The organism is Photobacterium sp., from assembly GCF_057456235.1.
This window is the reverse complement of sequence record NZ_JBVCPH010000008.1, coordinates 1-24,953: the sequence shown is the minus strand read 5'-3', so window position 1 is coordinate 24,953 and position 24,953 is coordinate 1. Positions and strand designations below refer to the sequence as shown.

24 protein-coding genes are annotated in these 24,953 nt (G+C 43.1%); 11 read left to right on the top strand and 13 right to left on the bottom strand.

Features of this window, described 5'->3' with window-relative positions:
* Positions 1-382: 382 nt before the first annotated feature.
* From AC2204_RS10785 to AC2204_RS10770, 4 genes are all read left to right on the top strand, one after another.
* Positions 383-3,739: an intermembrane phospholipid transport YdbH family protein gene (locus AC2204_RS10785; protein WP_318925501.1), complete on the top strand. Its 3,357-nt coding sequence runs from the start codon at positions 383-385 to the stop codon at positions 3,737-3,739.
* Between the two features lie 47 nt (positions 3,740-3,786).
* On the top strand, positions 3,787-4,002 hold the full coding sequence (locus AC2204_RS10780; protein ID WP_318925500.1) for a YnbE family lipoprotein: 216 nt from the start codon (positions 3,787-3,789) through the stop codon (positions 4,000-4,002).
* A gap of 18 nt (positions 4,003-4,020) precedes the next feature.
* The gene (locus AC2204_RS10775) at positions 4,021-4,344 is read left to right on the top strand and encodes a YdbL family probable chaperone protein (protein ID WP_318925499.1); all 324 of its coding nucleotides are present in this window, start codon (positions 4,021-4,023) and stop codon (positions 4,342-4,344) included.
* A 127-nt stretch (positions 4,345-4,471) separates the two neighbouring features.
* Complete coding sequence (locus AC2204_RS10770; protein ID WP_318925498.1) at positions 4,472-5,401, top strand: YeiH family protein; 930 nt, start codon at positions 4,472-4,474, stop codon at positions 5,399-5,401.
* Positions 5,402-5,498: 97 nt separating this feature from the next.
* Here the strand turns inward: AC2204_RS10770 and AC2204_RS10765 are convergent, their stop codons facing one another.
* From AC2204_RS10765 to AC2204_RS10755, 3 genes are all read right to left on the bottom strand, one after another.
* The gene (locus tag AC2204_RS10765) at positions 5,499-5,657 is read right to left on the bottom strand and encodes a hypothetical protein (RefSeq protein ID WP_318925497.1); all 159 of its coding nucleotides are present in this window, start codon (positions 5,655-5,657) and stop codon (positions 5,499-5,501) included.
* A 169-nt stretch (positions 5,658-5,826) separates the two neighbouring features.
* Complete coding sequence (locus AC2204_RS10760) at positions 5,827-7,131, bottom strand: Y-family DNA polymerase (RefSeq protein WP_318925496.1); 1,305 nt, start codon at positions 7,129-7,131, stop codon at positions 5,827-5,829.
* A complete protein-coding gene (locus AC2204_RS10755) occupies positions 7,131-7,517 on the bottom strand; it encodes a LexA family protein (protein WP_318925495.1) in 387 nt (128 codons plus the stop codon). The genes AC2204_RS10760 and AC2204_RS10755 overlap by 1 nt, the downstream gene beginning before the upstream one ends.
* 312 nt (positions 7,518-7,829) lie before the next feature.
* Here AC2204_RS10755 and AC2204_RS10750 point away from each other — a divergent pair, with 312 nt between their 5' ends.
* Complete coding sequence (locus tag AC2204_RS10750) at positions 7,830-8,219, top strand: SPOR domain-containing protein (RefSeq protein WP_318925494.1); 390 nt, start codon at positions 7,830-7,832, stop codon at positions 8,217-8,219.
* 76 nt (positions 8,220-8,295) lie between these two features.
* On the opposite strand, the gene AC2204_RS10745 is transcribed toward AC2204_RS10750, so the two are convergent.
* Positions 8,296-9,714, bottom strand: coding sequence for an MATE family efflux transporter (locus tag AC2204_RS10745; RefSeq protein ID WP_318925493.1), 1,419 nt, complete (start codon positions 9,712-9,714; stop codon positions 8,296-8,298).
* A 126-nt stretch (positions 9,715-9,840) separates the two neighbouring features.
* Here AC2204_RS10745 and AC2204_RS10740 point away from each other — a divergent pair, with 126 nt between their 5' ends.
* Positions 9,841-10,803 carry a LysR family transcriptional regulator gene (locus AC2204_RS10740; RefSeq protein WP_318925492.1) on the top strand — a complete coding sequence of 321 codons (963 nt, stop codon included), beginning with the start codon at positions 9,841-9,843 and terminating at the stop codon, positions 10,801-10,803.
* Positions 10,804-11,032: 229 nt separating this feature from the next.
* Here AC2204_RS10740 and AC2204_RS10735 read toward each other — a convergent pair whose 3' ends face one another.
* Positions 11,033-12,373: a DEAD/DEAH box helicase gene (locus tag AC2204_RS10735; RefSeq protein WP_318925491.1), complete on the bottom strand. Its 1,341-nt coding sequence runs from the start codon at positions 12,371-12,373 to the stop codon at positions 11,033-11,035.
* Between the two features lie 229 nt (positions 12,374-12,602).
* On the opposite strand from AC2204_RS10735, the gene AC2204_RS10730 reads away from it, so the two are divergent.
* The 3 genes from AC2204_RS10730 to AC2204_RS10720 all read left to right on the top strand — a co-directional run bounded on the left by AC2204_RS10730 (position 12,603) and on the right by AC2204_RS10720 (position 16,079).
* Positions 12,603-13,205, top strand: coding sequence for a DUF2238 domain-containing protein (locus tag AC2204_RS10730; RefSeq protein ID WP_318925671.1), 603 nt, complete (start codon positions 12,603-12,605; stop codon positions 13,203-13,205).
* Positions 13,206-13,367: 162 nt separating this feature from the next.
* Positions 13,368-15,050, top strand: coding sequence for an RluA family pseudouridine synthase (locus AC2204_RS10725; protein WP_318925490.1), 1,683 nt, complete (start codon positions 13,368-13,370; stop codon positions 15,048-15,050).
* 321 nt (positions 15,051-15,371) lie between these two features.
* Positions 15,372-16,079 carry an SDR family NAD(P)-dependent oxidoreductase gene (locus AC2204_RS10720; protein WP_318925489.1) on the top strand — a complete coding sequence of 236 codons (708 nt, stop codon included), beginning with the start codon at positions 15,372-15,374 and terminating at the stop codon, positions 16,077-16,079.
* Between the two features lie 224 nt (positions 16,080-16,303).
* Here the strand turns inward: AC2204_RS10720 and AC2204_RS10715 are convergent, their stop codons facing one another.
* Positions 16,304-16,552 carry a DUF3297 family protein gene (locus tag AC2204_RS10715; protein WP_318925488.1) on the bottom strand — a complete coding sequence of 83 codons (249 nt, stop codon included), beginning with the start codon at positions 16,550-16,552 and terminating at the stop codon, positions 16,304-16,306.
* A 221-nt stretch (positions 16,553-16,773) separates the two neighbouring features.
* Between AC2204_RS10715 and AC2204_RS10710 the strand changes: the two genes are divergently transcribed.
* Positions 16,774-17,920, top strand: a protein-coding gene (locus tag AC2204_RS10710; RefSeq protein ID WP_318925487.1) for an IS3 family transposase whose coding sequence is annotated in 2 segments (ribosomal slippage) — positions 16,774-17,024 and positions 17,023-17,920 — 1,149 coding nt in all. Because the reading frame shifts where the segments join, the coding sequence is not laid out codon by codon here.
* A gap of 334 nt (positions 17,921-18,254) precedes the next feature.
* Here the strand turns inward: AC2204_RS10710 and AC2204_RS10705 are convergent.
* The 6 genes from AC2204_RS10705 to AC2204_RS10680 form a co-directional block, all read right to left on the bottom strand.
* Positions 18,255-18,521: a Txe/YoeB family addiction module toxin gene (locus AC2204_RS10705; protein ID WP_303558019.1), complete on the bottom strand. Its 267-nt coding sequence runs from the start codon at positions 18,519-18,521 to the stop codon at positions 18,255-18,257.
* On the bottom strand, positions 18,514-18,768 hold the full coding sequence (locus AC2204_RS10700; protein ID WP_303558021.1) for a type II toxin-antitoxin system Phd/YefM family antitoxin: 255 nt from the start codon (positions 18,766-18,768) through the stop codon (positions 18,514-18,516). Before AC2204_RS10700 ends, AC2204_RS10705 begins: the two co-directional genes overlap by 8 nt.
* 205 nt (positions 18,769-18,973) lie before the next feature.
* Positions 18,974-19,444, bottom strand: coding sequence for a hypothetical protein (locus tag AC2204_RS10695; RefSeq protein ID WP_318925486.1), 471 nt, complete (start codon positions 19,442-19,444; stop codon positions 18,974-18,976).
* A 1,463-nt stretch (positions 19,445-20,907) separates the two neighbouring features.
* A complete protein-coding gene (locus AC2204_RS10690) occupies positions 20,908-21,267 on the bottom strand; it encodes a VOC family protein (RefSeq protein WP_318925485.1) in 360 nt (119 codons plus the stop codon).
* A 109-nt stretch (positions 21,268-21,376) separates the two neighbouring features.
* Positions 21,377-22,162: an NYN domain-containing protein gene (locus AC2204_RS10685; RefSeq protein WP_318925484.1), complete on the bottom strand. Its 786-nt coding sequence runs from the start codon at positions 22,160-22,162 to the stop codon at positions 21,377-21,379.
* A gap of 688 nt (positions 22,163-22,850) precedes the next feature.
* Positions 22,851-23,318, bottom strand: a complete 468-nt coding sequence (locus AC2204_RS10680; RefSeq protein WP_318925483.1) for a DUF5680 domain-containing protein — start codon at positions 23,316-23,318, stop codon at positions 22,851-22,853.
* A 182-nt stretch (positions 23,319-23,500) separates the two neighbouring features.
* Here AC2204_RS10680 and AC2204_RS10675 point away from each other — a divergent pair, with 182 nt between their 5' ends.
* The gene (locus AC2204_RS10675; RefSeq protein WP_318925482.1) at positions 23,501-23,644 is read left to right on the top strand and encodes a hypothetical protein; all 144 of its coding nucleotides are present in this window, start codon (positions 23,501-23,503) and stop codon (positions 23,642-23,644) included.
* Positions 23,645-24,105: 461 nt separating this feature from the next.
* Here the strand turns inward: AC2204_RS10675 and AC2204_RS10670 are convergent, their stop codons facing one another.
* Complete coding sequence (locus tag AC2204_RS10670; RefSeq protein ID WP_318925481.1) at positions 24,106-24,684, bottom strand: NAD(P)H-dependent oxidoreductase; 579 nt, start codon at positions 24,682-24,684, stop codon at positions 24,106-24,108.
* Between the last annotated feature and the right edge of the window lie 269 nt (positions 24,685-24,953).

Genomic DNA, 24,953 nt, shown 5'->3' with positions numbered 1-24,953 from the left:
ACAGGCACGACGAAACGGCAATTTTTTAAAAATTTAAAACAATAAGTACTACAAGGTTAAAAAATACCACCCACCACTCACGACTTGACCATAAGCGATTGATTGGGAATGAAAAATAAGCAGGCATAAATGTACAGCTTTTATTAAACCCCAGACAGCTGTAAGGGATAGTTCATATATTGCAAAGAATCAAAAAAGACACCTCTACCCAGTGATGAGCTTAATGCTCACTGATTGATAAAAGTCAGAAGTATTCCCATTTTGTTGGTTATCACAATTTGGGTATATGCTTGAAAAGAGCCTTTAAAGCCCTTTCACTGATGAAGTTGATAAGTTGACGTTTTATCGCTTCACTTGCCTTATGAGGTTGTATGAACGATTGATGAATGAGCCTAAACCGATACCACCAGCAACACCACCTTCTTTGCGGACTCAAAGCGCCAAGCTGAGAAGGAAACGTTATATACGCTATGCGGTGCTGCTCTTTTTCTGTGTTTTACTCATTCCTGCTATTTTTATCCCGCCCTGGCTGGCGACAAAAGGTATCGAGATAAAGGCAATCTCAGGTATAAGTTTCCATCAGGGGCTGGTTATTAAAGAAGTGTCGCTATCCATCAGCAAAACAACATTAACTTTGCACAATATTACCTTGGGTCGTTATGTCGATGCTGAAAGTGCCATCTCGCCATCATCCTGGCGACTGTTTGCAGAAAAAACACAGATAACGCCAGCTCCTCTGGTGGAATCGTTTCTCAATAAGCAAGGGATCAGATTACAGCATATCGATTTAACCAATACCGCCCTGAATTTTACTGACTGGTCTGCCCCATACATCTTCAGCGCCCATGCCAAAAAAATTGCCGTGTCTGCTTTTCACCATGACAATAAGCAGAAGCAAATACAGCAGGAGATCAATAATGTTGATTTGATACTGGCTACCAAACCAGTCTTGACGATAACGGGCTTCATCAAACAAGGCGACTTAACCTTATTTTTACCCAACCTGACATCATCCCCCCATTATCCGCTCAACTTTAGCAAAGCCAATTTTTCAATTGCCTGGCACCCTGACGCCACCCCCTTATCGGTGCATATAGAACAACTTAATCCGCAATGGCTAACGCTCAATAATGGCTTCAAACAACAACTCAGCAATATCTCTTTGCAAATGGATATCGAACAGCCAGCCAACAGCATCGAGTTACTGGCAGATAAAGTCATATTGGATCAACCCGTGTCGCTGCCCGCTTTTGTTGACAAACCTGACACTGAGCACCAAGGGCTCCATCTCGGCAAGGTAATTGCGAACCTGGCGACATTGCCTTTTCAAGTACTCCGGGTAAAAGAGTTCAGCTACGGGGAATTAATCATTGATTCAACGTTAGTATTAGAAACACCGAGCCAACAGCCGGGAAAGTCAACAACGCTGGCAAAACTGACATTAGCAGGAAAAGCGTTAGGACCGGAACCCTACGATATGAATTTTCAGATCAAGCATGTAAATGATCAACAAGCTCGCTTCAGCGTAGTCATATCAGGCCCTGACGGCAATGCGCTGGAATGTCAGGCAGAGATTCGTTTTCATCACCCCCTTCCCAAAACGATGACGTGTAAAGCCAATTTCCGCAGCACCAAAGAGCTGACTGACCGGCTCAAGCTCTATGGACTTCCCAGTGCCTTATTATCTGAGCCTATCATTATTACGGCTCATCAAATTGAAGGTCCTGAAAAAAAGCAGATAGTAGATAACAAGGAGGATAACAAGCTTGTTAACGCCAGCTATCAACTGGCCATTCAGCTACCTTCCACTATTGCGATTGATCTAAATCGGTATTCCCTCCCTGCACATCTGCTGTATGTTGTCCCTCCGGAGCACGACATCAAGACAGAAAAGCAAAGTGCCCAATCAAAGAAAATCGCTCAGCCACAAAAAAAGACCGTTATCTCTGATATTAAGCTCGAAACTGACGGGCAACTCAATTTAACGGCCCACTACCAAAATAATCAGCTACAGCTGACTCTGACAGATAGAAATGAGAAGTTATCACTCAAAAACAAAGAGATTAATACTCAACTGTCTTTTTTAATCAATCAGTTAACGTGCACAGACCGGGCGCTACACTGTCACATAATCGCAGGTATTAATGGCACGACAAAGCAACTGTATCCATCTAAGGCGACTGAAATTAATCACGTTACCTTTTCTTCTGATATCATATTGCAGTGGTCAGCAATCACACTGACAAATACAGCCTTAGCCGAAAACACGCTATTGCTTGAAAACATAAAAATAAACGCAGCCAATTTACTGTTTTCAGGGCACTCCGACCTCCATACCGGTCAGGCAAGCAAGCTTAATCTGGCTATTGATGCGTTAACGCTACAGCAGTCTTCATCACAGCCCGCTGGCCAGTACATTCTCAGCCAGCCACAAGATAGCCAGGCGCATTTCTCTGCTGACTTCTCTGCTGAAAAGATCATTTCCGATAGCCAGCAGACTTCGCCCCCCGGTAAAAAATCATTGAACAGTAAAAGCCAGCTACCCGTACAAAAATACAATGGAAAGCTAGAGCTGGATCTGAGTAAGTTTACCCTGGAAAAACCAGTTGATACTAATCTGAGGATAAAAACAGACTACCTGACCACCCTGCATATCAAGCAAAATAACCAACGCCTTCCTTCATTTTCCAGCCAAGGAAATATCGATCTCACTCCTGCTAGCGTCACTCTCACAGGGCAGTTAACGAACGGTAACAACGCTCGACTGCTGCAATTTACTATCGATTCAGATTTCGATCAGCAAAAGACACACGTTAAGTTACACCGTAATGAAATTCGTTTTTCAAATAAGCACTCTTTAAAAAAGTACTACCTTCCACACTTACCGATAAACTATGACTTATATAAAGGCTCGATGAGCCTGAAAGCGAATATAATACTTGATAAGAGTGATCTTTCAGGGGACTTCGCATTATTTACGGAACGACTATCCGGGTATTTTGAAGGTTTTCGCTTTGCCGACGTGAACCTTTCTATCACATCTATGTTTACTCCACAGGGTATTCAATCAAAATATCCGATCAGTCTTCATATCGGATTACTCCATTTTGGAACACTCTTTGAAAATATTACGGCAGCCTTTGAGTTTGATTCCCGGCATGAACGCTATCAGTTAAATCGAGCTTTTGCCCAGGTGTTTGGTGGCAATATAAGTGCCCAGCAGGTTTCTAGCCGCAGTCTGACAAACATCGAGAATATTCCCATTACTGTGCATGGTATCGATCTGAGGCAGATTATTAAAAATATTGAATATGAAGGGATTGAATTAACAGGTATTTTAGATGGTTCACTGCCTTTGGCAGTTCAAGACGGGTTACCTGTTATCCGTAATGGCCTGTTACGATCACGTTACCCTGGCGGGCTGTTACGTTACTTAGAAGGTTCAGCCATCGATCAAAATATCGAAGCCGCCGGAGAAAACAGCATTCTGGTCGTTAGTAAGATCCTGAAAAATTATCACTACGACTCACTTGCCGTTGATATAGACTATTCTAAAGAAGGCAGGTTAAAAGCGAGTTCACGTTTTAAGGGCCATAACCCTGAATTTCAAAGTGGTCGTCCCGTGTATTTAAACCTGAACATCGAAGATGACATACCAGCACTAATAAAAACAATGAATGCGATAAATTCTCCCAAATTGGAAGGTTTATTTTTAAAGCAGCTTGGTTTAGATGAGTAGCAACTTATGCGCTTAATTGATATGAATGGCTAAGAAGGTCATGGCTCATGGACATACAGCTAAAATTTTCATGCATACTCACATTCCTTGCATTAACGTTAATGCTACCGACTATTGGATTAGCCGGTTGCACTCCGACCGTGCAAGTCACGGCCTCTGATAAGCCGATTGAAGTGAATTTGAATGTCAAAATTGATCATGAAATCAGAATAAAAGTCGATAGGGAACTTGATGAGTTGTTCAGTGACGATGATGTATTCTGAGTCGGCAGGGAGAATGTCATGAAGCATTTCTTAATTCTATTTTTCACATTTTTTATATGTGCCCAGGCATTTGCACTCGATCTGCAACAAGCAAAATCACAAGGTTTAATCGGTGAAACGAGCAACGGATACGTTGCTGTGGTTACGTCTAATGCCCCGCCAGAAGTCAACAAACTGGTTGCTCAGGTTAATGCGCAACGACAAGAACGCTATAAGGAAATTGCTATGTCGCACGGCTTAAGCATAATGGAAGTCGGTCAATTGGCGTATAAAAAAGCGGTAGAAAAAACCGAGCCTGGCCACTATTACCAAAACACAGCAGGCAAGTGGGTAAAGAAATAGCCTTTTATGTTAAGTTTTACTTAACCCTGCCATCAATATATTTAAATTAACGAAATAGCTGCTTCAGAGTATACTCACCGCACTTTTAGACTCATTTTTGCTGAATCCAATGCCTCTGAACAACGCTATGAAACGATTTCAGACTTCTGACATGCCTTTCTTCTTGGTGGCTCTCATTTGTTTACTGCCCATTATCAGTTCTCCTGTTGCACTTATTCTCGGTTTTTCTCTCGCCAGTTTGGGGCTGGTGCCGGCACAGTTTAATATCGCAGCGGTCACCAAAAAACTCCTCTCTTATTCAATCATTGGTTTGGGGTTTGGTATCCATCTTGAACAGGCCATTGAAGCCAGCAAACAAGGTTGGGGCCTGATTATATGCTCTATTTTTTTCACTCTGATCATTGGCTGGCTATTAACCAAAATATTGCGTATTGAACAAAAGACAGGACACCTGATTGCATCCGGTACGGCCATCTGTGGTGGGAGTGCGATTGCAGCCGTTGCACCTGCAATCAATGCCCGCGATGATCAAACCTCGTTAGCATTAGCCACGGTCTTTGTGCTGAACTCCGTCGCGTTATTTGTTTTCCCTGCCATTGGGCACCTGCTGGAGATGAGCCAGCACGCTTTTGGTACCTGGGCTGCCATTGCGATCCATGATACCTCTTCGGTTGTCGGTGCGGCGGGGGCTTACGGTGATGAGGCGCTCAGAACGGCGACGACATTGAAGCTGGCCCGCGCACTATGGATAATTCCCGTCGCTTTTCTCAGTGCGTTCCTGTTCAAGGGCGATAGCAAGAAGATTGGAATCCCTTATTTTATTCTGTTCTACTGCCTGGCTATTTTGTTCGCCCACTATGTTCCTTCTTTACAAGATGTTTACGACCAGATCTTTATGGCCGCCAAACGGATCCTGGTGTTGTGCCTGTTCCTGATTGGCTCTGGCATCACAGTACAGAAGCTCCGGACGTCCGGTTTTAAGCCTCTGCTGCTTGGCATTATGCTTTGGCTGGCAATTGGCATCGGATCGCTGGCCTATATCCAGACCGGTTTATAATATCCAACTGATTTTGAGGTGATTTCGGGATACCAGTCGGAACTATGCTTCCGATTGGTTTTGAGTGATTTTGTTACAGTGTGACATCGAGTTGCAATCACTGCTTCCCTATTGTGTTGTGCTGGCTGATCGCTCTCTTTCCGACCACCACGAGTAGCACCAGAAAAGCAGTAAGGTCGAGTAACGCACTGACCCCACCAGATGTCGTCAACGACAACACCACTAACACCAGCACTAAACCTATCCATTTAACCATCAAATCATACCCTTTCAATTCTCTTTATATCCAAGCCGCCGCAAGATGCCGCGTTTGGCGAGAATTCATTGGCTTTTATTCTCTGCCTATATTATTGAAAAGGTTTGGCCATAATGAAAAATACTATTTGCCACTATGACATAAGCAAATGCTATATACCCAGGTGACTTTAACACTTCGCGGTTTGTAGTTCATCCAGCCGGGTTGTCCAACGGTTAGAACGAAAGGCCTGGCGCATATGCCAGTTGGTAGAACCAATCACCGAGGCCAGTTTAATGCCGTTTTTATATTTCGCGTTCATTTGATCGGTAATTGCCATCAAGTCACGGCGTTTAGACTCCTCCAACGCGCTGTTATCAAACATATCAAGCTGGAAGCTGTTGTTCTCCGCTGCTGTCAGATCATCTAATATCACCCCTATTTTGTGGTATTCATAACCGGGGCGATACAACTGAACCAGCTGAGCCAATGCCAGCTCGAGAAACTTATAGGTATCCTGACTCGGGCAGCCCAGCGGCAGTGCACTGCTTTTGTTATGTTGTGGTAACTCTTTGTAACGGTTGGTACGCAAAAAGATCCCCACCAGGTTTGCCTGGCTTCCCTGCTTGCGCAGCTTTTCTCCGGCGCGCTGGCAATGAAAGGCCAGTGCTGCCTTCAGTTCATTAAAATTTGAAATACCTGCGCCAAAACTACGACTGGATAAGATCTGCTTGCGAGCCTCGTCGATATCTCCCGGCTTAATACAGGCTATTCCCTGCAATTCCAGTACTGTTCGCGCTAGCCCGACATTCCATAACCGCCGCATGCCTGCCGGATCCTTTTCTGCCAACTGCAGGGCATTTTCGACCCCGGAGGTGCGTAATCGGGTTGCGGTACGTGTCCCTACCCCCCAGATATCCTGAATATCCGTACGCTCAAGCAACCAGCGTCGCTTATAGTCTGAATCTATCTGAATCACTCCCTTGACCCGCATTTCATAATGCTTCGCAGCCTGGTTGCCCAGCTTCGCCAGCGTTGGCGTCGATCCGATGCCAACCCGTACAGGCAACCCTATATTACGCATAATGGCTTTTCGGATCTTGTTGCCGTGATCTTCAAGGGTATCTAATTGAAATCCGTCTAAACGAATAAAGGCTTCGTCTATCGAATACTGCTCGACATGGGGAGAAAACTGACTCAGCTCTTCAATAAACCGTCGGCTCATATCGGCGTATAAGGTGTAATTGGAGCTTCTGACCTGAACGCCTAATCGCCTTGCCTCTCGCTCAATTTTAAACCATGGCGCACCGCGTTTGATGCCTAAGGCTTTCGCCTGTTCTGACAGAGCAACACAGCAACCATCATTATTCGACAACACGACAATGGGTTTATTGGCCAGTTTCGGATCAAAAAGTTGTTCACAGCGGCAATAAAAGCTCTTGGCATCCACCAGCGCCCATACCTGATTTTGATAGCCTTCAAGGTGTAACGCCATTACACTTTTAACAAATCATGGATGTTACGTGTGACAACACCGAAGATTTCAGAATCTTCGGGCATAGGAAACGGTTTGAAAGCCGGACTTTCTGCTTTCAACCACCATGCGCCATTATGCCGAATTAAGCGCTTGCAGGTAAATTCATCATAGATCCGGACCACGACAATTCGCCCGGGAACAATAGACTCCGCTCGGTCTACCACCAGCAAATCCCCGTCATAAATGCCGATACCGACCATCGACTCGCCGGAAGCTCGCAGTAAAAAAGTCGCATTCGGATTGCGGATCAGATATTCCTCCAGCTCTAATTGCTCCTGATGGCCATCAGCCGGTGACGGGAATCCGCATTTCACCGACTCAATAAATAAAGGCAGTACAGTCATCGCTTCTCTCACACATAAATACTGTATATAAACACAGTCTAACGGTAAACCGGTACAATCGTCACTTATTGTGTGTGTTTTTTCTGTATGAATACACAGTCTTTAAAAAATTGGAAAATGCGGTGATTCCCTCCCGAAGGTGATGAAAAAAGAATCACACAAAAACGGCTTGTTCAGTTTTATACATCAAATATTTATCTTCTTAATAAACTTGTCGCTTAATTACTTATAACAATACGCCCACCGGCAGAATGCAGAAATCATTCTGCCACCATTCATCTAATGGGCAGAAAACGTTTTATGGAGTCTCTTATGCGTAAGATGATCGCAGCTTTAGCACTGCTTGTTCTTTCCGGTTGTTCAACCACTAAAAGCCAGTGCGTCGGTGCAATGACAACGCAGGAAGCTTACGGGCATCTCGATCCTGCTCGTTTCACCATTCAGGTACTTGCATTAAGTGAAGAACGAGATGTTCGCGGATATATCCGAGATATCCAGGGGCAGGATCCGATTTGGGTTAACTGGAAACACAGCCGCGGACAAAACTGGTACGCGGTTATTTATGGGGACTTTGCATCGAAAGAAGAAGCCAAACGAGTGATCCAGGGATTATCACCTCGCATTCGCCAGCAGGGCCCATTTATTCGCAGCTTTGCGGAAGTACAAAATGATAAAAAAACAGATGTCTTCCGCATGCGTTAAACCGTACCGCAAAAAAAAAAAGCCAGAATCATTTTCTGGCTTTTTATTTTTTAAATTAGATGAACTGGCTGAAAACTTATACCACTAAGGCTTGGGCTTCAATTTCACGCGTTTTATCTTCTGTTCCAATATTCATATATCCATTAACAGCAGAGGCCTGACTGACATCGTGCTCGAACTTCGCGATATGCTTGAACAGTAAAAAAACTAACATCACCCCCGTAGCGGCCAGACCAATCCCCATACCGGCCCATATACCTTCCACGCCCATCTGATTCATCAGTAACCACGCAGCAGGCAAACCAATCAGCCAGTAACCAACCACAGTCGAGACCGTTGGACCTATCACAACTTTCATACCACGCAATACGCTAATTGCCGTCAGTTGCCATGCATCCACCACAAAGCACATCGCAACGATGATCATCACGCCTGGTAATACGCTCACCAATTCTTGTGCCAGAACATCACCTTCAATACTAAATACCTGAGTCAGAAACTCTGGCCAGATACTAAGCAATAAACCAATGACCGCACTGGTTGCCGTGACAACAAACATCCCTTGCTTGGCGTATTGACGGACCATTTCGGGCTCTCTGCTACCCACATGCTGACTCACCAGAATCGAGGCCGCCTGCGAAAAGCCAAAGGCGATGTTCCAGGAGAGGTTCAGGCACTGCATGGCAATTTGGTGAATCGCCAGCGATACCGCGCCTAATGTTCCCGCAAGCAGGGCGCCGCCAGAAAACAGTGCATGCTCTAGCAAGGTGGCAATCATGATTGGTCCCCCTATCCCTAACAAGGGCTTCATTGCGCCTAGCTTATATTCACGCAAATCTGAAAATGGTGTGTATTGACGGTAGAGCGGGTGACGAAAAACCCAGCCCCCATAAGCCAGCATCATGATCAGTGATGCCAATGACGTCCCATAGCCTAAGCCTGCGATCCCCATGTTCATGCTGAAGGCAAACAGATAGCTAATTGGTACGTTCAGTATCACTGTTGCCAGAGACATGATCATAATGGAGCGGGTATCGCCAAATGCACTTACCAGACTTCGCAATACCAGCAAGATCAAGGTCGGAAACATTGACCACTTCAATGCATTTAAGTAATCCATTGCCAAGGCCACGGACTGAGGATCCTGATCCGCCTTGAGTAACCAGCCTTCCAGCATAAAAAATACCGGCTGTAACACAAGCGTCAGCATGAGGGTCAGTAATATCCCCCCTTTTAAAGCCGTTCTGATCTCGCTATCGCCGAGCTCTTTTTGATGCATCCGCTTGCCATAGGCAATGGCAATAAGATTTGCGACACAACCAACGGTACTCCCTGCAATAATAAAGACAAAGGAGTAAACCGAGGCACCAAGCCCCCCCCCGCCTATTGCCAAAATACTTAATTGTGCCATCATCCAGACATCGGTAAAGACAAGTAGTTGCGCAACCAGTTGGGAGATAATCAGCGGAACAGCTAGGCTGAGCAGTTTTTTCATGGTGATCCAATTATGCAGATTAATATTATTTTTATACCTTAGATGTTAAGACATAATAATTGATTTTCAAACGACTTTTATGGCACTTTGGCATTCTAAAAACTCATGCAGGAAAAGTCAGGCATTATGGCTACACGACACGCTTTTTTACCGGCATCATTAAATGGGCTTCGAGTCTTTGAAGCAGCAGCAAGATACCTCAGTTTTACGCTCGCCGCACAAGAGCTGAATGTGACCCAAAGTGCCGTTAGCCGTCAGATCCGTCAACTGGAAGATAACCTTGGTTTTCCGTTGTTTACTCGCCAACACCGGGCTTTGCTCTTAACCGATGAAGGTAAAGAAATAGCCCTCTTGCTGACCCGGCAATTCAGTGAGTTAAACGGCACGATTCGCCAGCTAAAAAATCAAGATAGCCATACCTTGCGGTTGAAAGTCGCGATGAGTTTTGCCGTGCGCTGGCTGATTCCCCGCCTGCATTCGTTCAAGGAACAACACCCGGATCTGGATATTGTGCTCTTTTCCACCATCAGCCATAGCGATGATGAACTAAATTTGGATGTCGATGATTACGATATTGCCATTTTTGGTCAGCTGGCGCAGCCTAAGGCTAAATATCAAAACAATTTTTTGCGCAAAGAATACCTGGCACCGGTTTATTCCACATTGCTTACCAAAAAGGATACTTTGCTGACTGTCGATGAACTTCTGACCTATCCTCGCCTGCATCCCACGCCAGATCGTTCTGACTGGCGCGAGTGGCTGAAGAAAAACGACAAGCACCTGCTGAATAACGATACCGGCCTGACCTTTGACACCCTAGACATGGCTTTGACGTCTTGCCTTGCCGGACAAGGTGCTACGATCACCGACTTAATGCTGGTGGCTAATGAACTCAAGCAGGGCTACCTGAAGTTACCAGTATCAGTGAAAATCATTGGCAGCCCATGGAATTACTACTATTACTGCAACACTAAAGGTGACAAGGTCACTAACTTTATCTCATGGTTAGTCAATAAGTTAGACGAAGAAATGGCACAACTGCTCGAACAGGCCAAGCAAAATAACTGGGAAGTGGAGCCGGATGAGTAACGGGCATGAGTAGCGTAGTGATGAGATCCTGGAGGCGGAAGAATTGTAATTTGAACAAAAACCCAAAAAGTGACAGCGTCACTAAAATAGGTGTCGATAATGCCCTTCCAGCGGTTTTTTGGCAATGTTCAGGTACTTCAAATACTAAAAAGGGTACTTAATAAGCACCCTTTCATTACTGCTCTTGAAGCGAACATTGCCCTTTGCTTTATAACGAAGGGCATATCTATTAATCGCCGCTGTTAACGTCGACGTTACGCTTCTTTTTCGGCATGAAGACATTATCACCCACAGCAACGTTTTCATAAAAACGCTTATCTGTTTTTTTCTTCGCACTTGATGTAGATGTTTTCTTAGGAGCAGAAGGTTTCTTATCTGTCGGTTTCTTCTTAACAAATTTTTTCTTCGGTGCAGGTTTCAGCCCTTTGAACTTACCTTCCAAACCTTCGATGGTAGAAAATGTAATTTCTTGCTGCAGGTAAGCCTCTACATTTTTGAAACTCTTCCAGTCTTTAGGGCCGACCAAAGAAATGGCATCACCTTTGTTACCGGCGCGACCTGTGCGACCGATTCGGTGCACATATTCTTCAGCATGCTTTGGCATATCAAAATTAATAACATGCGATACATTGTCAAGATCCAGACCACGAGAAGCAATATCGGTTGTTACCAGGATCTTATGGCAAACACGCTCGAATTGGCTCATGATACTGTTGCGCTGCGATTGGTTTAAGTTACCACTCAGAGCGACCGCTTTCAGCTTACGTTCGTTCAGTTCTTTGGTCAGGCGATCGGTATCTGCACGCGTTGCAGTAAAGATGATCATCTGCTTGTAATCTTCGGTTTCCAGCACTTTATCAAGTAACGCTTGTTTGTGATCCAAGTGATCACAAAGAACAAAGCGCTGAGTGATATCAGTGTGCTCTTCGTTAGAATAGCCAATAGAAATACGCTTAGGATTGTCCAGCATATCAAATGAGATATCGATAACTTCTTCATGATCTAATGTTGCCGAGAACATTAGCGTCTGACGGCGGCGGTGGTTAGCCGCTTCGTGAATACGACGTAGCTGAGCTTCAAAACCCAGATCCAACATACGGTCCGCTTCATCTAGAATAAGCATTTCCAGGCCGTCAAGATGAGTGCTGCGATGCTCAAGGTGATCCGCCAGACGCCCGGGTGTTGCAACCACGAACATTGGATCTTTACGGAATTCTTTAACCTGATCATTGAAGTTTTCACCACCAACAATCAAAGCACCGTCATACGGAGTGCCCGCATTCAAGGTACGCAGCTGAGCAAAAACCTGTTTTGCCAACTCACGTGTTGGCGTTAAAATAAGAACTCGAGGATCGCGGCGTGTAAACGGCTTACTACGATACATGCGCTGCATTGCAGGCAACAAGAATGCCAGTGTTTTACCAGAGCCTGTTTTCGACGAGGCAAGCACGTCTTTACCCATAATTGCCACAGGGACGGCGGTCCGTTGAATTTCAGTTGCCCGATCAAACCCAAGGTGTGTCAATTTCTTAAGAAGGCGTGGGTCTAATCCAAGATCTTTAAAATGCAAAATGATGCTCCGGTAAAAACGCTCTGATTCAGAGTTTACAAATCCCGCGTGACCAAACTCACACCAGGATGGAAAATATTAGCGGCGGATTATAACACAAATCTCTCTATGAACATCTAATATCATCATTATTAGACGAGCAAGCACGCAATTGAACGACGTGCAATTATGTGCTTTAATCAACCTGGTAACTTATGAAGAGATCACCGGTTCATTTAAAGGTACGATGATGCTAAAACACTACCAACCCCATTTATTCGCCATTGTATTTATTGTGTTCTTCATTGCTTTAGGTATTGACCCCGTATTCCGTGAAGTCTGGGTGGTCGAAGTCATCCCCGTTGTTATCATCTTTGCGTACTTAGTCGTCAGTTTCCACTCATTCCGCTTCAGTAACCTTGCTTATGCTTTAATGTTTTGCTGGCTGGTCGGGCACACCATCGGGGCACATTACACTTTCGCTCATGTACCCTTCGAATGGTTTAGCGATTTAACCAACTCTGACCGAAACCATTTTGACCGGCTGGCTCACTTTTCTATCGGTTTCTATGCCTTCCCTATTGCGGAATGGCTGGTACGTAAAGGCCACTGTAAACCTGTTATCGCCGCCCTGTTTGGGGTGTTTACTATTATGGCGGTGGCAGCAGCGTATGAAATTATCGAATGGTGGTATGCCGTCATTGCCGGTGGCGAGGCTGGTATTGAGTTCTTGGGCTCGCAGGGTGATATCTGGGATGCGCAAAAAGACATGCTGGCAGATACATTGGGGGCGATATTTAGTCTGGCTCTGTTCTTTATCGATAAACCTTACCGTATCGAAATAAAGGGATAGCGTATCCAACGTTGATTGTCCACTTCATCGCTTTACAACAAAACTAAGAATAATTACCCATTGCTTAGTGATATCTCCATTTTGAAAGGTTAAAATCCCCCACATTAAGCCCCCATGAAGCTTTATTTTTCGTGGCTAACGTTCATCACAATAGATCAGAATATGCACTTCCAAGAAAATTGTTTTACCCCATTTGAAGAATCAATTGACGCATATCCCTTACCAGAGCAGTTCACCTTCCCTTTCTATTATGAACCCCACCCTCTGTGTCTGTTAGCGGCAAAAGAGCTGCAAAACCATCTTGAGACGCAAACGCAATGGCAGCATAACTTCGGTCTTACAGGTAATACTGAGACAGCGATTGGTAAGATGTTCGGTGTATTGCTGGTACAGAAAGAATGTGGTGACATTGGCTATTTATCGGCTTTTTCTGGAAAAATTGCCGATAAGAATCTGCTCCCTAAATTTGTTCCGCCAGTCTTTGATATGTTGACAGAAGATAGCTTCTTTCTTGCTGAACAATCAGAAATTAATTTAATAAACAACCAACTGATAAACTTGCAAGCAAACCCGAAAATTACCGAATTCAAAATGGCATTAGCCGGAGAAAAAGAAGCGGCTCGCGTGCAGATTGAATCACACCGAGAGGCGATGATTGAAGGGCGAAAAATCAGAAAGGCACAAAGAGAATCGGGAGCGACAGAGCTCGCCCCTGCTGATTTCTTACAGCTTAAAGCACAATTAAGTACCGAAAGCATCAAAGAGAAATACCAGCTAAGAGATGTAAAGCTGTATTGGGATGAACGAATTAGTGCTGCACAACAACGCTATAATCAACTTACCAATGAACTCGATTTGCTACGAAACAAACGTAAACTCTTGTCGGCCTCTTTGCAGCAAAAGTTGTTTGAACAGTATCGCTTCCTCAATGCCGGAGGTGCCGAGAAAAACTTAAACGAAATTTTCAACGAGACTCCTGACCATACTCCGCCCGCGGGATCTGGAGAATGCGCAGCACCCAAATTACTCCACTACGCCTTTAAATGGGGGATGAAACCGTTAGCTATGGCTGAATTCTGGTGGGGAGCGCCACCTAAATCAGAGATCAGACAACACAAAAATTTTTATCCCGCATGTAAAAGTAAATGCCAGCCAATTTTGGGTCATATGCTGGCAGGCATCGAGATGGATGAGAACCCGTTATTGGCCAATCCGGCGGAAGGAAAAACTATCGACATCGTTTATCAAGATGATGACATGGTGGTGGTAAATAAACCCGCAGAGTTTCTATCTGTACCGGGAAAAACAATTGAAGATTCGGTCTATCTACGAATGAAACAACGCTTTCCCGAAGCGACCGGCCCTTTAATCGTCCATAGGCTCGACATGTCTACCTCGGGCTTAATGGTCATCGCGTTGACCAAGCGAGCGAATAAAAGCTTACAGAAGCAATTTATCAGTCGTACCGTTCAAAAACGCTACGTTGCCTTAATCGACGGCGTATTAGAGCACGACGAAGGCATTATAAACCTGCCAATGCGCGGGGATTTAGACGACAGACCACGCCAGTTGGTTTGCTACGAACATGGCAAGCCCGCCGAAACAACATGGCAAATCGTCGAGCGAAGCAACACACAAACAAAAGTATATTTGCACCCCAAAACCGGCCGCACGCATCAACTTCGAGTTCACTGTGCCCATTCGCTAGGACTGAACATGCCCATTTCAGGCGACGACCTTTACGGTCATAAGGCCAGTCGCTTACATCTGCATGCAGAATCGTTAACATTGGAACACCCTATCACTCACGAACCAATGCGGTTCCAGGTTGAAGCCGAGTTTTAAGGGGGGGGGGGGGATTTTATTCATCTCATGGAAATAGGTCTGACAGTCACCGAGAATTGGTGACTGTCCGGTCAAAACATGTCAATCCTTACTGTACTTAACTTGGTAAGCCCCCACACAGTATGTTTTTTCCTCCGGTATCAAGAGTGATTTCAAAGAGGAACGGTTGCCAGAAATTCTCAATGCTAAACCGTATACCAACATCGTTTACATCAACCTCTTCAGAACATCATGAGTAAAAGATTCTCGAATAACTTCCAATTAGCGGTATCAAAGCCTATGTCCTATGCTTAGTGGACGCAGCCATACAGGTGTAAATCATTGAAGATACTAATTATTGGTGGCTCTGGTGGTATTGGCTCAGCCTTGGTCAAACTATTATTGACATCAAAGCCTGAAGCCACTATTTATGCCACCTACCGAACCCATAAACCATCCATCGAGAATATTCGTGTTCACTGGTTCAAAATAGACGCATCTTCTGAGCAAGATATTCGCTCACTCGCCAGCAATATCTCGAGTCTAAACATATTGATTAATGCAGCAGGAACCCTACACTTACCAAATCATAAACCCGAAAAATCAGTTAATGAGTTTAGTCCTGACTTTTTTAATCACAATCTTCACTCAAACGTCTTACCTAGTATTTACCTTGCAAAGCACTTTTCTAATTACTTGAAATCAAATAAAAATACTTATTTCATCTCAATTTCTGCACGAATTGGGAGCATAGAAGACAATAAAATCGGTGGATGGATTAGTTATCGAAGTTCTAAAGCTGCACTGAACATGGCCCTCAAAACCATTAGTATTGAATGGAAGTATAAATTACCTAATTGCTGTGTACTCGCGTTTCATCCAGGAACCACCGATACCAATTTATCTAAGCCATTTCAGAGAAACGTTCCTTCGAATAAGCTATTTACACCCGATTATGTCGCACATTGTCTACTGGATCGTTTAGAAACAGCAGTACCAACAGATTCAGGCAAATTCTTTAGTTATGATGGAACAGAAATACCGTGGTAGTGGGTGTGCCACGTTAAACCGGCTAAGTACCGAAATCCATATCAAAAATGCGAGCGTAAGACATCGCTTTGATTGCATTATATGTAAACACCTGGGGATAGTTGGCAGAGTTCTGAGGTTTTGAAAATAAGTATGGCAGTAATATTTGCTTATTCTGCAACACATAAAGCCTAAGTTGCTCTAGGCTCTATGTGTTAATAGTAAGTAGTAGTTACAGAAACGACTTAACTATAAAAGGCCTCAACAGTTCCTTTTAACGTAATCAGAATAGGCTGTCCGCGACGATCCAATGCTTTAGGTGATGGAATTTTAACCCAACCTTCGCTAATGCAATATTCCTCGACATCAAAACGCTCTTTACCGTTAAGTCGAATACCGATTTGATGATCGAAGCATTCTGCTACATGATGTGGGCTGCGAGGGTTACCTGCAAGGCGGTCTGGTAACGCTGGTTTTGAGTTAGTATCGCTCATGTTCATGACCTGAAATAAATAAAAGTGCGCTATTGTAGACAATACAAGCCTCACGCTCAAGAACTGTAATAGGAATTAGAGTCACAATTAAAACCTGTCGATTCTTGGTACAACATTCAAGAATATCGCAATAACGGCCAGCAACTAAAGTGATGATTTGATCTGAACCAGCAGTTTTAGACACCGAGTTAAGCGAGTAAAATCACTTAACGAGGTAAATAATGACAAACACTAAAACACGTATCAAGCACACCGAAGAGTTTAAGGAACAGGCGTTTAAGCTTACTGAAAGAACGTCGGTTCCAGAAGCAGCACGGCAACTCAATCTACATGCTTCCCAAATATACGGCTGGCGTAAGAACAGAAAGAAGGACTCCGCCAGTGAACGCGAGGCTGATCTTGCAGCCGAAAACGCTCGTCTGAAGCGCCTCCTCGCCGAGCAAGCGGAGGAGCTTGAAATAGTAAAAAAGCCGCCACCTACTTCGCGAAGCATCTAAAATAGCGAGTTTCGAGTTCATGCAAGTGCACCTTGAGCAGTTCTCCGTAATGAGAATGGCCAAGGTTCTTGCTGTATCGCGTAGTGGGTTTTACTACTGGCTAAAGCATCGTCATGAAATTAGTCAAAGGGATAGAGCACGTAAGCTGCGTGACATAACGGTCAAAAAGGCGTTCGAAGCTAGCAAAGGTCGTGACGGCGCAAGACGTATCCAGGTAGAACTGGCAGAGCAAGGGAACAATCACAACCTTAAGACGATATCAGGCAGCATGAAAAGGCAGAGTCTGGTTGCAAAAGCTGCGCGTAAATTTAAGGTCACAACAGATAGTAAGCATTCCTTACCCGTTGCACCTAACCTTCTGGAGCAAGATTTTACTGCTGATGCGCCGAATCAGAAATGGGCTGGCGATATCACCTACTTGATGACAAGTGAGGGCTGGCTTTATCTTGCGGTAATTATTGACTTGTACTCACGACAGGTAGTCGGCTTGTCAATGGATCACCGTATGACAGCAAACTTAGTCGGAGATGCGTTGAAGATGGCACTGTTCCGTCGTGGACTGCCTGAAGAAGTCATCGTTCACAGTGATCGTGGCAGCCAATACTGCTCAAAAAGTTACCGCGAAATAATCAACGCTCATAATTTAAAACAAAGCATGAGTCGAAAAGGAAACTGCTGGGATAATGCTTGTGTAGAAAGCTTCTTCCACTCGCTAAAAGTTGAAGCTATCCAATATGAACCGATTATGACCAAAGAAATGATGCGGCAAACGGTATTTGAATATATTGAGGTTGATTACAACCGAACAAGAAGGCACAGTGCTCTCGGGTATCTAAGCCCCGTTGTATTTGAACAGAAGAATGTCGCTTAACTTGGTGTCCAATCTTGTTGGGGCAGATCAGTTAGCTTAGCTTCGTTATTAAAACGATCCCTGTCTCTGAATGTAAATAAGTGTGGTCTCACAGAAACTTTGTTGTGAGATCTTTGAACAAAAAACTGTCAAGCAGTAAAGAACAATGCACATAGAGCAATTATTTCTGCTCCAAATTTATCTAAGATTTCCAAACACTCCTCCTAGATGGCTAACGCATAGGATAAGGTTCGCTACGACCAACTCACCAAATCCACTGAATTTTATACCAAAAATGCCGAGTGTAATACGTCACCTTGATTGCATTGTTACCTGCGCGGCGGATTCGATTGTATTAAGCTTGATAGTGATAGCGACAAGAAATGATGGTTATGTGAATATCATCAACTGCATAAACAAGACGATTTGCTTCGTCTATACGACGTGACCAGAAACCAGATAAGTTTTCTTTCAAAGCTTCAGGTTTACCAATCCCTTCAAAAGGTGAACGTTTTGTATCTACTATTAATTTGTTAATGCGCTTGAGAGTTTTCTTATCCTGACTTTGCCAGTATAAGTAATCATCCCAAGCGGCATCAGTCCAAGCTAACATTCTACTCATCAATGATATCTCGTTCTGTTACCTTACCCGCTTTAAACTGCTCAATTGATTTGTTTAAGTGAGCAGCATTTGCTGGTGATTTAAGTAAATGAACGGTTTCCATAAGACTGTTGTAGTAATCCATTGACATAACAACTGCATCTTCAGAATCTCGACGAGTGATAACTGTGCAATCAGCATCGTTAACGACACCATCTAGCACTGATTTAAGACCATTTCTTGCTTCAGTAAAAGAAACAATACGCATAATTAACCTCAATTTAAGTTGTACACGTTATTGCACAAGTTTAACCCATCAGTCAGACTTATACAAGATAACGCACATAACTTAATTGAGCGCAGGTAACACCAAACATAAGGTGCGCCACGATAAACTTACCAAGTACACCGAACTCCATACAAAAAATGCCGAATGTAATGGCATCACCTTGATGTTTTTGTTATGCGAAGTTTTACTCATACTTTTTGATGCGTACTTTACCAAGCTCATTCTCACGACTGTAACGATATTTAGGATAGTAAATCCAATATAAGTATGGGTTCTTTGAATCTTGAGCAACCTGTAGCTCAAACTCTCCCGAACGAACTACTACACGTATACTACGCTTTTCTAAGGAGCGCGTTTTATGAGTACTAACATATTGCTTATTTTTTAATGCTTTGAGTAACATCGTATTATCAAAGCCTTCATAAGATTCAATTACGAAGCTATTCTCATTAATCAGTTCTGACACTTCATTTTTGATCAAGTATTCCAGCAAAAATAATGAAAGAAAACTTGTTACCACTATACAAAACAATGCGACAACAACTATCCCTCTTTTCTTCCAATGATTAAATGGAATTGTAACAAGGGCTATGAATACACACAGCGCAATTATCCAGAATACCGCTAATGCCCATGCATCAAATATTGCTGCCATAAAACTCCTAATCGCATAACGCATCACCTTGATTGCCTTGTTACATGCTGATGCTGAATTCAATGCGGCTTGCCCGCCCCACCAAGGCAACAGGAAAACAATCAACAATCACAAAGCCGGATGTAACCCATACTCAAAAAGTCCGACAATCGAGTGACTATCTGGGCAAAAAAAGTACAGCGACTTTGTAACCGTAAGACCTACAACGTGCCTACTCGAAACCCAATAGTGCGGCTTCATGAACTTGGGTAAGACAATGCCATTTAGGCCAAAGAAAATCCGGATACTCAGAACTTAAACCGCACATACACTAAACGACTCTTTCTGCATTGCGATCACCGCAGAAACCACTGAACAGCCAATAACGATAAAACCCAATCCATTGAAAAACCAATGCATGTAACGTCGCGTTAAGCGGACGAAAATGGTTGGCTATACTGTGTAGCGAAGCGAAACGAGCCAACCGTTTTAGTTCCGTTTAAACGCCTTGTTATGTGGTTACGGGCTTTTTGCCACTTATTTTATTAAAAACAACCCTTTCGAAATGGAATAGTAACGAAAACCACCACGATTAAAAGCAACTTATTGATTAACTTTGAACTCCGCAGAAAAAGCACAATGCAGACAACAAAAAGCGAATAATTAAACCGTTGATGAACGTTTAAAAAAACCAATTTAATTCCAGTAATTCAATTCAAAAACTGACTGACGAAATGAAAAAACATAAACGGTATTTAACAAAAACACCGCGATTTACAAATTGATGAAACACAAAATACCAACCAAAGTGATAGCACAAACAAGATTACAAATCACTTTTTAGATTTAAATTCACAACGCAAACAGCATGGTAAAACATAAAACAAAGCGTATCTGAAAAGCCAAACCACAACTGAATTGGTAGCAACACATAACGCCCGCCATAAGGTGTGCCCCATTGAACCAGCAAAGCGCACCGAACTCCATACCAAAAATGCCGAGTGTAATGGCATCACCTTGATTGCATTGTTACATGCTGATGCTGAAGTCTATGCGGCTTGTCCGCCCCACCGATGCAACAGGAAAACCCTCAACCGACGCGGAGTTAGATGTAATCCAAACAACACACTACCGCTAACCACTTGATTGAATTGGCATCATAAATACAGCGGCTTAGTAACCACCGGAATCATAACCGACCAATACTGAACTCAATAGTGCGGCTTCATGGATTTGAGAGAGACAATGCCAACTGGACCAATGAATATTAGTCACGAGGAACGTTAACCGCACTTTCAATGAACTATTCTATCTGCATTACGACCACCGCGGGAACCACTGGAAAACCAACAATCGCCGAAGCCAAAACCTTTAAAAAACTAGGCATGTAACGCCCGCCATAAGGTGTGCCCCGTTGAACCAGCAAAGCGCACCGAACTCCATACCAAAAATGCCGAGTGTAAGGCATCACCTTGATGGCATTGTTATGCGCAGTTTTCTGACCACACAGCAAGCTCATTGCCACTTGGCTCAATAAAATGGAATCGCCAACCACCCGGAAATTCAAAAAGTGGACGATTAACTATCCCACCATTTTGTTCGACTTTTACTAATGTAGCTTTGATATTTGAACTATAAAATACCAATAATGCGCTGCCTGATTCTGTCTTTGACGATAAATCAGATTGGAAAAAACCACCATCTAAACCTTCACCTGAGAAAGCTGAATATTCAGGTCCATAATCAACAAACGACCAATTAAAAACAGCAGAGAAAAACTGTTTCGTATCTTGGATACTTTTAGCCGGAAATTCTACATAATTTAACTTTCCATGTTCATTCATATTATTTCCTCAATACTGATTTAAGCGCATAACGCCCGCCATAAGGTGTGCCAACGTTGAACCCACCAAGCACACCGTACTCCAAGCCAAAAATGCCGAGTGTAATGCATCACCTTGATTGCTTTGTTAAATTCCGTTTCGATTGATAAGCTATAATATGTACAGATCCTTTTCCTTTATATTTTTTCATTTTAAAATGTTCACTTAGCCGTTCAATTATTTCAGGTAATTTGTTTACATTATAATTTTTCGGATAAAAATCAGGCTTAGTTCTTTTTATAAAAGAACCAGCTGATGATACATTTGCCCAACCATCTTCATCTTGATGCTTTTTCCAAGCCTTATCTAATAACAAAATAATTTCGTTTTCACCACTTTTATCTTGACTATTATCAACACGTTTTTTAGGTTTGTCAGCACTCTCGAGTAATATTTCATTAAGGTTTTCAGTATAAATAAAATCATCGCAGGCATTACGGAATGAAATAGGTGTTTTCTTTTCACCAACACCAACACCAACACCAACACCAAAAACATACTTTTCCGACTCTCTTAGTCTAGATGCTAACTTAGTAAAATCACTATCACTTGAAATTAATGCAAAAGCATCAAACTTCTCAGTGTATAGTAAATCCATGGTATCAATTACCATTGCCGTATCAGTAGAGTTTTTACCTGTTATGTATGCAAACTGCTGGATTGGTTGAATCACCAACTCATTTAACGACTGCCTCCAGTTTTTTAACTGACTACTCGACCAATCACCATAAGCTCTTTTTACAACGATATGACCATGAGCTGAAATCTCTTCAATTATCAGCTTTAATTTTGACATTTGAGCGTTATCAGCATCAATCAATACTGCAATCTTTTTATGTTCGTTTATATCTTTCATTTACCACCTATCTATAGGAATTTAACGCCTATGATAAGGTGTGCCACGTTGAACCAACCAAGCGCACCGAACTTCAAACCAAAAATGCCGAGTAAAATGCATCACCTTGATTGTTTTGTTATGGCTCAAAGCTACTGTTTTTATTGCGTTTTTTTCTTAACTCTCAGCATTCTGATGCCTTGCTCTTCATCATGCAAGGTAGTGGCAACAAAAACATAACCTCATTAGCAATAAATCTGAAAGCGACTTAGTAAACGAGAAAACAACCACTAACCAAATGCCAATTCTTTGTTGCGGCACTCGGACTTTGGCACCCCAAAGCCACTGAGGAATAAGAACCTTGTGACCACCAAACGGATAACCGCAACCTGCGTAAAATCCATCATCGCGTGATGACAAATTGCGGCCAGAGAACTTGGGATAACCAATACCAAATTGGCAATGAACTTTGATTGCACCAAGCAGAAAACCGCAATAATCGCTGAACGATTTTCACGGCATTGCACTGACAAGATATTGATGCAATAGCCACTTTCGATGGCTTAAACCATGATGACTACAGGCAAGAAAGAGCCATAACGCCTAGAATAAGGTGTGCCCCATTGAACCGACAAAGCGCACCAAACTCAATACCAAAACCGCCGAGTGTAACGCATCACCTTGATTCTTTTGTTAGTTGCCTGGCTTACTACTTAATCAGGCCTCCATGATAGCTCAGGTCATAAACTTTTTTATCCTGATAATCTATCCATTCATAACCTGTAAATGACGTAACATCGCCCTTATTTGTATCGTGATAAACACCTAATTCAGTTTGATGGGTTGAGTCTCCAAGAAAATGACCTGATCCATACAATAAAGCCAAACTTTCTAGAATTACGTTTCCTGCCTTCTCCCCATCATAAATATCTGGACACAGAATCTTGCCGTAATAATTCATTGCCCAAACCGGAACATCGTTAAAATAGACAACTTCTTGCCCTAAAAAATCAGTTCCACCAAAGTAGCTATCCAGATATTTGAAGAAGCCCATTTGAAATTGAATGTCATGTGATCCAGGTCGATAGGATAAACACTTTGGAGCGCGCCCCACATATGAGTTTGCTTTCGCTTTGACTATAAAGTCATACAGCTCTTGTTTTGTAAAGTTGCTCATGTAACCTCCTGAAGTAGTGGATACATGATAACTGTATATATGAACAGTAATTGCGAGTTAATTCATAATTTGTGCAAGAGTAGAACAAGGGCAACTAACGCCTGCCATAAGGTGTGCCCCACTCAACCAGCAAAGCGCACCAAACCCCAAACCAAAAATGCCGAGTGTAAGGCATCACCTTGATGGCATTGTTAAGTGTGGGCTTCACAACACGCTTCCAACTCAATGGCTTAGACGAAATTCCAGCGACATGCACCGAAGTCAGAGGCACCGGTTCGAAAAACTATCCTTTGCTGAACTTCAATGCCGCAATTTGTACGGATTAAATTCTCCATCATGAAAATTTCGATTGCGGCAATCCGTTGAAACCAATTTGCTGACTTAATGGCGGTGATTGCGGTAAACTAAAAAGCCGAAAGATCACTGAACTTCTGGCATACGACGCTGAAGTTACTCTTCATGCTCGAAAGCATCACCGCAATTTTCGAGAAAATAACCACAACCAACAATGTCAAAATTGCGGCTCGCGGAACCAACAAAATACTACGCGCCCACATTTAACGCCAGCCATAAGGTGCGCCCCACTGAACCCACCAAGCCAACTAAACTTCAAACCAAAAATGCCGAGTGTAAAGCGTCACACTTGATGGCCTTGTTATGTGCGGTCTATTTGTTGAGACTATACAAATTGGCGTTTACATGAAAAAGGGAAATTCTATCACGACTGTGGATATTATTATTTTTCTCATTTCCTTGCCCACGATTAAACATTTTTAGATGAATAGTTTTAAATTGCCATCGCGCCTTGCTTATTTACTTTCGCAAGCCATTTTTGTCTTTGGCTTTCACTAGAATTTAACACAGCACCAAACTCAGTGACCTTAACAGGATTAAATCCACAAAACTCTAAAACAGTCTTTTTCATCATTTTTGTTGCGGGAGCGCCATAAATCAACTTGTAGTACCAGATCGGTGTATCCATCGTAACAATAATTCTCGCGGTTCTACCTTTTAAAAGCCGCTGAGGTAACAAATCACCCTTTTCGTACTTAAAAGCAAACCCTGGTAAAAATATACGATCCAGCATACCTTTAAGCCCTGCAGGAACTGAACCCCACCAAACAGGATACACAATAACGACATGATCAGATTGTTGAATTTTTTCTTTTATATTTTGTAGAGAGTCTTCCAAGGATTGCTTGCTTTCGTAACCCGATTTAAGAACTGGATCAAACTTATAATCCGACAGATGAATGACATCCAGATGGCAGCCAGCATCCCTCGCACCCTGAGCATAACTTTCAGCCAAAGCTCGGCAAAGACTTTGCTCTTTTGGGTTTCCATTCAAAACCAATATCCGTTTCATTTAATACTATTCCTTTAAGTTGAAAAGCACATAACGCCTAGAATAAGGTGCGCCACGATGAACTCACCAAACCCACGGAACTCCATACCAAAAATGCCGAGTGTAATGCGTCACCTTGATACTTTTGTTAGGCTCTGTTCAGTAACTTAGTTGAGAGCCCAGTACCCAGCGACTCTCTCTGTAAAAGTAGCCTTTGATAGTGAATCATCACTCAATATGCGCCGCCACCCTAAGTACTTAGTAAGGTTTTTAGTCGCCACACCGCAGAG